A 7,832-nucleotide genomic window follows, 5' to 3' on the forward strand; every position below is an offset into this window, starting at 1 on the left:
GTGGCCTTGTACTCCCGGGCCGCCCCGATCCACTTCGGCACCTGGGTGTTGGCGTGCAACCCGTTGAGCCGGTCCTGGCCCGCGGCCAGCGGGTCGAACACGGCGGCGTGGTCGAACCGCTGCGCCGCCGCCAACCACCGGGAGTCGCCCGTCTGCAGGTACAGGTCGGTCAGCACGGCGTTCATCCCGCCGAACTCCGTCCGGAGCGTGGCCTGCATCTGGGTGGTGCTCAACCGGGCCGTGCGCCAGTCCACCCAGCCCGCGAACCGCAGCAGCACGTCCCGCGCCTGGGTGTTGCCGATGTAGCGCCACACGTCCAGCAACCCGGCCAGGGTCTTGTGCAGGGTGTAGTAGGGCACACCCCTGGGCGTGCCCGCCTCCAACAAGTCGAAGTCCGACTCCGGGAGCCCGGACAGGTAGCCGGTGTTGAAGCCCGCGGCGGCGTTGTTGTCCTGGCACTTGGCCAGCTCGGCCACCATGTAGTTGGCCTTGTCCCGGCACGTGGTGTCACCGAGCACCGCCCAGGCGTTGGCCCACGCGCTGAGGAAGTGCCCCTGGCTGTGGGTGCGGAACGCGAAGTTCGGGGCCTCCCACCCGCCCAGCGCCGTCGCGCCGTTGGTCGACAGCCGGTGGTTGGCGCGGAAGTTGTGGAGCAACCGGTCGACGTCGATGAACCGCAGGTAGGTCAACGTCCGGTTCTGGTTGTCCATCCACCGGCTCGCCGTCAGCCGAACCTGATCGAGCTCGAACGGGAACGCCGAGGCGCCGATGTCGTCACGGACCGGCGGCACCACCGCGGCCCCGGCGACCGGCGCCACCGAGGGGACCAGGGCGGGCGCGGCGGTCGCGAGGGCAGCGACCCCGGCGGCCTGGAGCAGCCTGCGACGGTTCAGGGCTGAGGATGACATGATGCTCCCTGGATCGGCTGCCGCCGCTGCCGTGAACAGCCGCAGGCACACCCTTTGTGCTCGTCAACATGAACTGATCAACGACGGACGCCCCGTGTCGATCGGTGAGGCAGACCGGCGCCCGGTCCCCGCGCTTTCAGTACGCGGGCGCCGTGTCGGCCGGCGTCGGACCGGTCTACACGACGGACGCGGGCGCTACCCCTGCGGACACCAGCAGTGAGCTGGCGACCGCCCCTGCTCTCACCAGGGCGGTGGCCCGGCGAGGGGTCCGGTGCACGGCGCGGTCGGGGTATCGCATCATCGACAACCTCTCCGTTGGGGTCGCACGTAGTCCGAACACCGGCTGGACAGATGTTATCGCTAACAATCCGGCCTGTGAGACGAGTCACTGCCCAACCTCGGTGTGGCGTATAAGTAACAGCCGTATCGGCGCGTTGTCAACAGTTAGCCCGGTCCGGTCGCGCCCACTGAAACGTGTCAATTCTGTTAGCGCTAACAGCGCTCGGCGACCAGCCGTCGAACCTTAAGCCACACCCCTGCTGCTTGTCGTTCCCCCACAGCGCGGCGTCGTCCACGTTGGCCGCTGTCACCAGTTGAGCGGGCAGCTGCTCCTCGTAGCCGTTGGGCAGCCTGATGACGTTCGCACGCCACCCAACTCCGCCACGCGGCCCGGTCGTCCAGCGGGAGTGCGGGCTCGCCGTCGAACCGCGCGGTGCCAGGGTGTCGTCGAGGCGATCGGCGTGGGGATGAACCAGTGCCGGATGCCCGCGCGGTTCGTTGTGGCCGGCTTTCGGCACCCCGCAGGGGGTCTCCAGCGTTGTTGACCGTGTTGCAGTCGGTCGTCCACTGGCCCGCCGCGCGAGGTGCCGGGACGGGGCGACGTCGACCGGGTGGGGAGGGGCGGACGTCGAGTTCGACCTTGACGGAGGTACGCCCTTGGCCCGTCACGGGCGCCCGCCGCCGGAACGGCTGATCAGCCCTGGGGGAGTCGGTTGACGGCGGCGGTGGCGAGTTCGACGGCGAGGGGGCAGCTCGACTCGTCCGGGCGTCGGCGGTGACCTGCACCGATACTTCCTCGATCGTCTGCACGCCGCCGGGGTGGTCCAGCGGGCGGTGCACGATCCGGACCTGGCAGCCGGGCAGGGTGCGGTAGTCGGGGTTGCTGCCGCCCACCATGGGGTGGACCACCGCGGCACGGCCGTTGGTCGTGGCCCTCCGGTCTCGGGGCGAGTCGGCCCGTGGCTCGGCGGTTCTGTTGAAGCTCACCAGCACGTTCGGGGCGGAGACCTCCGGGTCGCCCCACGTGCAGTGCTGACCGTTGAAACCGGGGTGGAGGCGGCTCCGGTCGATGCCGGGCACCCGTTCCGTCTCCCGGTGGTCAAGCAGGCGGCACGCGTCCAGTCGGCCGAGGGAGTTCGGGGACAGGCCCGAGGGCTTGAGCTCACCGCGTTTCAGCTGCGGCAACACTGTGCATGCCGATAACCTCATCCACGCAGGTAGAACCAATAGCCCGAAGCGTTCACGGGCCACGGTTGTCATCCGCGTGATGTCGTCCAGCACGGCATGATGACCGGCTGTGCTGCTCCGACTGGCCTACCTGAGTGTGACCGACGCGTTCGCCTTGCTGCGTCTGCTGCCCATGAGCGATCGGGACAAGGACGTGGAGATCCTGGCGCTGCGGCACCAAATCACGATCCTGGAACGCCAACTGGGCAAGGAACGTCCGCGGTTCTCTCCCGGCGACCGGGCGTTCCTCGCGGCGATGGAGGTCGAGCTTCCACGTCGGCTGCCCAAATGTGCGTCGCGCGTTGACACATCGGGAGATGGCGGAGATCAATCACGTTGTCGCCACCAGCGGCAGGGATGCGGGGTTGGATTCGCTGCTGCTGCGGTTGCACACCGAGACGGCGTGCCGCAAGGCCGGGGCGCTTGGTCTCCGCTTGGCCGACCTGGACACCGCGTCCTGTGCGGTACGGCTGCGGGAGAAGTTCGGTACCGAGCGGTGGCAGCCGATCAGTCCGACGTTGGCCGCACTGTTGACGGAACATGCGCACTCCCGCGGAGCGCGGCACTAGGCGGCGGATCGCCGAATTGGAGACCGAGTTGGCCGTCCATCGGCGTCCTCGCCTGCGACAACGCCCTGGTCGAGTCCGCCATCGGGCTCTACAAGATTGAACTGATCAACCGGCAAGGCCTCTGGCACACCCGTGACCAGCCCGAATATGCGACCCTGGAACACATCGACTGGTACCACAACTGACGCCTGCACGGTCGGATCGGACACCTCGCACCCACCGAACCGAGACCGTCTACTACCGTCAACACCAGCCAACCCCGGCTGGAGCAGTCAACTGATCGGGTCTCCACCGAATTCGGGGCGGTTCAAGGCGGCGACTGTGGTTTGCGAGTCGACCCGCTCACCGCGTGCAAGGTCAAGGTAACGGAGCCGGCCCTTGCTCGTGACGCTGTCCAATACGGAGACGTTCCACTGTCCAGGGCGATCGGTCGGATCGCTGAGGATCAGTGGCCAGAGGTCGATCGGCGGTTCGTCGTCCACGACGAGGTGTGCCCGACCTCTTCGGAGCGGATCGGCGACGTGGAGCTGCTCCCAGCGCACTGCGGTTGCGCTTCCGGCGAGATCCGCGACGTCGACGACGAAACCGTCGCCGGTGTGCTCAAGCTTACCGGCCACGACTACCCGTGGTGCTGGGTGAGTGGCGGCGATAGTCACGAACAACGCCAGCCAGTCGTCGACATCGCGCTGTCGCTCCTTCGCCCATGACGCTGTCGGCACGCCCCCATGGGCAACGTCATTACGCACGGCGACGAGATCGTCCGCCGACCGGTCAGCGACGGTGCCAAGCCAGTCGTGCAACGCAGGAGCCACAATCCTGGCCTGCAGCGCCCGGCACAGCGACCGCCACGTCCCCATGGCCGGCGGCCGTTTGAAGTGATCGGTCAGCAGGTCGCGGCATGTGGCCGCCGCTGCGAGAGCGGTGAATCGGAAGATCGACTCCACGCAGTGGATGCTGTCGCGCAGACGGTGGACGTCATCGGTCTGCAATCGCGACTGGATGAGCGGGATGGCGACCGGAGCTGGAAGCCGGGTCGTTGCGATCTGCCAGTGCGCTTCGGTGGCCTCGGTCAGCACCTCAGTGACGATGTCGAGTAGTTCCCCTGCAGCTTTGTGCTTAACGACGTAGTCCCTGGCACCGATTCGCTGCGCCTCGATCGTTTCGTCCTGTCCCTCCTGCCCGGACAAGATGACCGTCGGGGTCCCGATCCCGTACTCGGCGAGCTGGCGCAGGAGCCACAAACCGCCCGATCCGTCCGGCGGCATGGACAAGTCGATCAGAGCGAGGTCGAAGAACTCGGTCCGTAGCCGCTCCAGACCTGTCTCCCCGTCGTCGGCGAACCGGAACTCGGCATTCAATGTGCTCAGCAGCTTCGACAAGGTTCGGGCCACGTCGCGCTGGTCGTCTACCAATAGGATCCGGGGCCGCCGTCGGGCCCCCACGGGCTCAGCCATCCACCGCCCCGTTCTCCTCGGCCAGCGTGAGCCTGATCAGCCAGGCTCCGCCGCTCGCGGTGCGCAGGGGGTGCATGTCACTGCCCGCCCGACGCATCATCCGCATCACGCCCGGCAGGCCCAGGCCGCTGCCGTGCCGCTTGCTGCTCGGCGCCGGGCCATCTGCCCGCAGCGCCGAGATCACGTCGTCCGGCAGTCCGGGCCCCGTATCCCGCACCTCCAGCAGCACTACGCCGTCCCCTTCCACGAGGGTGTATTCGAACTCGATTTGCCCGTCATCTCCCATCGCCTCGACGGCATTCTTCACGAGATTGTCAAGCGCGCCCCGCAGAACCTCGGCGCTGACAGCAACCGGCGCAAGCGTCGTGACGGGCGGAACCACACGGATGCCCGGTGGCAGCCGGTTGATCAGATCGCTGCTATAACCTCGCAGAAATGACCCGAGTTCGCACGTCCCCGCCTCTGCGGCGTTGTACAGCAATTCCGCATCGACGAGTTGGGCGGCGATCGCAGCGGCCGAGTCGATGTGCCGGCTCGCGTCGAGGTCCGCCTCGCGTTGTTCCGTACGTGTCGCGGTGGGGCGGCTGAGTGCGAGCCGTGCCCCGGTGACCTGATTCTTCAGGTCATGCAAGAGCCGAGCCAGCTCAACGTCATATTCGTCAGTGACGCGACTGCGGATCGCGGCATCCCATAGCCAACTCGACTCCGCAGGCCCCTGACCGGCGACCCGGAGAATGATCTCGCCATCGTGCTGCTCCACCACAACCTCAGGTGCCGCCTCGCATACCAGCGTAACAATGGGTGCGGACACAACCGACCGTCCAAGCGGTGAGAGCCGGATCTCGTGCGCCGGACCGCCTGGCACCAGGACAGCTCGGAGATTCGAATCCGGGCCGGGGGCCAGCGGTCGTAACTCCTGCAGTATGCGCTGCACCGCCGCACCGGCCTGCGCTCCGGTTTCAGCGGGGCCTTCGACGTTAACCACCACTGCCGCTCGTCTGCGTTCGGGGCGAGCCCAGCGCTCAAGCACATGCGCGAGGTCCGTCGTGCCATCCGAGATCAACCAGATGCCATGCGCAGCGGTCAGGGCCACCAGTTCCTCCCAGGGCTCTGATTCGAGGACAACCCGATCATCCTCCATTGCACTGTCGATCCAACGCAGTACCCGCGAAAGACCGGCGGCGAAGTGTGGTCGAGCCCCGGCCGATCGGGCCGCCTGCTGGTAGTAATCCGCGAGAGCCTCTTGGGTCGCGACAGGGATGGCGATGTCGAGAAGGCCAGTACGATGCACGGCATCGGTCCACCGGGCGAAGGCGGCCCAGTCGCGATTCGCGACGTGGTTGGCGCACAGCACGTTGCGTTGCCACCATTGCGGCCAGCGGTTTGGCTTTGCAGAGAGCATCTCCAGTTGCCGCACGATGAAGAAGCGTGCAAGGTCGGACCGTTTGACGGCATCTGTGGTCGTGAAGCGCAGGTTGGCCCCCTCGATAGCTTCTGCGGCAGCAGCTTTCTTCGCGGCCGTCCGGGTCGCCCCAGCTCCCTCGACAACGACGGTCATGGAGCCATCGCTGATTCGTATGGTGTTGTGGTACGTACGCGCGTGATCCGGCCCGGTACGCCGGTCCGTCCACGGCCACTCGAGGTCGAGTTCCACCGCGAGCTCCTGCAAGCGGGTCGCCGCATCTCGTGTCGACCGGCCACCGTGCGCGACAAGGAAGTCGACGACGACGGCTGGCAACCGATTCTCGAATACGTCGACATCAGGTGCCTGCACGTATCCCGCCGCCAGAACGGCCTGCACGAAGTTGGCCAGCATCTCTGCGGACATGCCTACCCGCTTTTGCCCAACCCCGAGGTTGCAGGCCGCTGGGAGACCCAGTGCATACCCGAGCGGAACCAGATCCGCGTCAGGCACTGTCAGTCCCGTCGAGAGATCCGGCTCAGGCCTGGTGGACCTACTCAGCAGGTAGGCTGCCCTGGTCCGGGCTGCGATGACGCCGAGGACTGCGCTTCCCAAGTTCGCCAGCACCTCGTTCGAGGCCCGACGGTCCTTGTGGACCGTGTTCTCGTATACCCAAGATTTATGGACGAGAGCTTTGGAGAAAAGCCTGGCGTCTGCGGCACCGAAGAGCGCTGCGAGCCGCTTATACTCGATGTGGACGGGAATGTCAGTCAGCGGCGGCACCGGGTTTGCCGCTCCTTGCCGTGAGGGCAGCCGCGGGGCGTGCGCAGTGAGGTAAGCGCGGCAAGCGAGCTGGGCTGCGTCCTTCTTGCGGGCTGCGGAACCGGTGCCGGAGCGTCCGTCTTGTGTCGTAACGGTCGCTTGGAACACCGCTGCGTGGTCTGGGCCCTGTCGCGCGTAGGAGAACTGTGGCGATAACCGGCCAAAGTGCTGATCGAAGGTCGTCCGCCAGTCCGAGCCGACCGACATATCAGTCACCAGATCAGTGTGAACCAGCTGGACTGAGTTCCGGATCGCTCCTCCTGGCAACATGAGAGACCACCAGCCAAGGAGTTGGAGCATCACTATCTCGATACTGCGAGTGGCATGCCCGCTCGTCAACTGTTGCCACTCACCTACCCCAAGGCGGGCGTTGTTCTCAACGCCAAGCAGCTTGACCAAGGCCAGGCGTGCCGGGCCGATAAGCCGTGCTTGCTCGACGTTGCGCTGTGCCACATCGAGCCAGAGGTCTCGTTGGCCGATGACCATCCGTAGTTCGAGCTCGAGCACGGATTTGCCAACACCTTCGAGCAGCGACAGGCACTCCCGAGATACAACCGCCGACAACTCGGCGTCCTCATACAGCGCGGAGCGGTGCAGCGTCGCGATCGTGAGCCAGCGGCGTTCACGCGGACCGATCCCCTGACCGACGCTACCGAGCCTCGCGGAAAGCTCCGGCCAAACTGCGGTTTCAGGGACCTCGACCGGCAGGTCGACGAGGGTGGGGAGGCGGTGAGTCATACGTCCGATCCAGAGGGGAACAGTACGTCGAGTCTGCTCGATACATCTCGTGATCGGTAGAGCATGTTACTGGGGAGCGTCATCCTTCTACCTGTGCCGCTCGAAAAGTCATCGCTGCTGGTCAAGCGGCATGTCTGTACTCGTTGATGAGGCCGCCCAGGATCCGGGTGCGTAGCAGTCTGCGGGTGTCGAGGTCGTGTACGGCGGCAGGGTGCTGCCGCCCCTCGGCTGGTAGCTGGTCGCGGGCTTGGTGGGGCCGGTGCCGGTTGTAGTGGCTCTTGTAGGTCTTGAGGACCTGACGTGCGTGGGCTTCTCCCATGATGAGGACGTGGTCGAGGGCCTCGCGTCGGAGGCTGCCGACGACCCGTTCGCAATGGGCGTTCATCCGGGGCGTGCGCGGTGCGCTCGTGATCACTCGCATGTCGTCGGCTTG

General features: G+C 66.4%; 5 protein-coding genes. 1 reads left to right on the forward strand and 4 read right to left on the reverse strand.

The genetic code is table 11. The features are described 5' to 3' along the window. A partial coding sequence (locus tag ALI22I_RS00235; RefSeq protein WP_179118017.1) for a beta-L-arabinofuranosidase domain-containing protein occupies positions 1–908 on the reverse strand: 908 nt, incomplete at its 3' end. 1,576 nt (positions 909–2,484) lie between these two features. On the opposite strand from ALI22I_RS00235, the gene ALI22I_RS54980 reads away from it, so the two are divergent. Then, on the forward strand, positions 2,485–3,168 hold the full coding sequence (locus tag ALI22I_RS54980; protein WP_338013447.1) for a hypothetical protein: 684 nt from the start codon (positions 2,485–2,487) through the stop codon (positions 3,166–3,168). Between the two features lie 87 nt (positions 3,169–3,255). Here ALI22I_RS54980 and ALI22I_RS00245 read toward each other — a convergent pair whose 3' ends face one another. From ALI22I_RS00245 to ALI22I_RS00255, 3 genes are all read right to left on the reverse strand, one after another. Beyond that, complete coding sequence (locus tag ALI22I_RS00245; protein WP_077003572.1) at positions 3,256–4,437, reverse strand: response regulator; 1,182 nt, start codon at positions 4,435–4,437, stop codon at positions 3,256–3,258. Continuing rightward, entirely contained in the window at positions 4,430–7,399 is a 2,970-nt protein-coding gene (locus tag ALI22I_RS00250) for an ATP-binding protein (RefSeq protein WP_077003573.1), read from the reverse strand. Before ALI22I_RS00250 ends, ALI22I_RS00245 begins: the two co-directional genes overlap by 8 nt. 121 nt (positions 7,400–7,520) lie before the next feature. After that, positions 7,521–7,832 (reverse strand): integrase core domain-containing protein (locus ALI22I_RS00255; RefSeq protein ID WP_143531831.1); only part of this gene is annotated, 312 nt, incomplete at its 5' end.

Source organism: Saccharothrix sp. ALI-22-I, from assembly GCF_001984175.1.
Lineage (GTDB): Bacteria > Actinomycetota > Actinomycetes > Mycobacteriales > Pseudonocardiaceae > Actinosynnema.

Excerpts from the sequence above, each read along its gene's own strand:
- ALI22I_RS00250 (WP_077003573.1), bottom strand. The coding sequence starts at position 7,399 with ATGACTCACCGCCTCCCCACCCTCGTCGACCTGCCGGTCGAGGTCCCT.
- ALI22I_RS00245 (WP_077003572.1), bottom strand. The coding sequence starts at position 4,437 with ATGGCTGAGCCCGTGGGGGCCCGACGGCGGCCCCGGATCCTATTGGTA.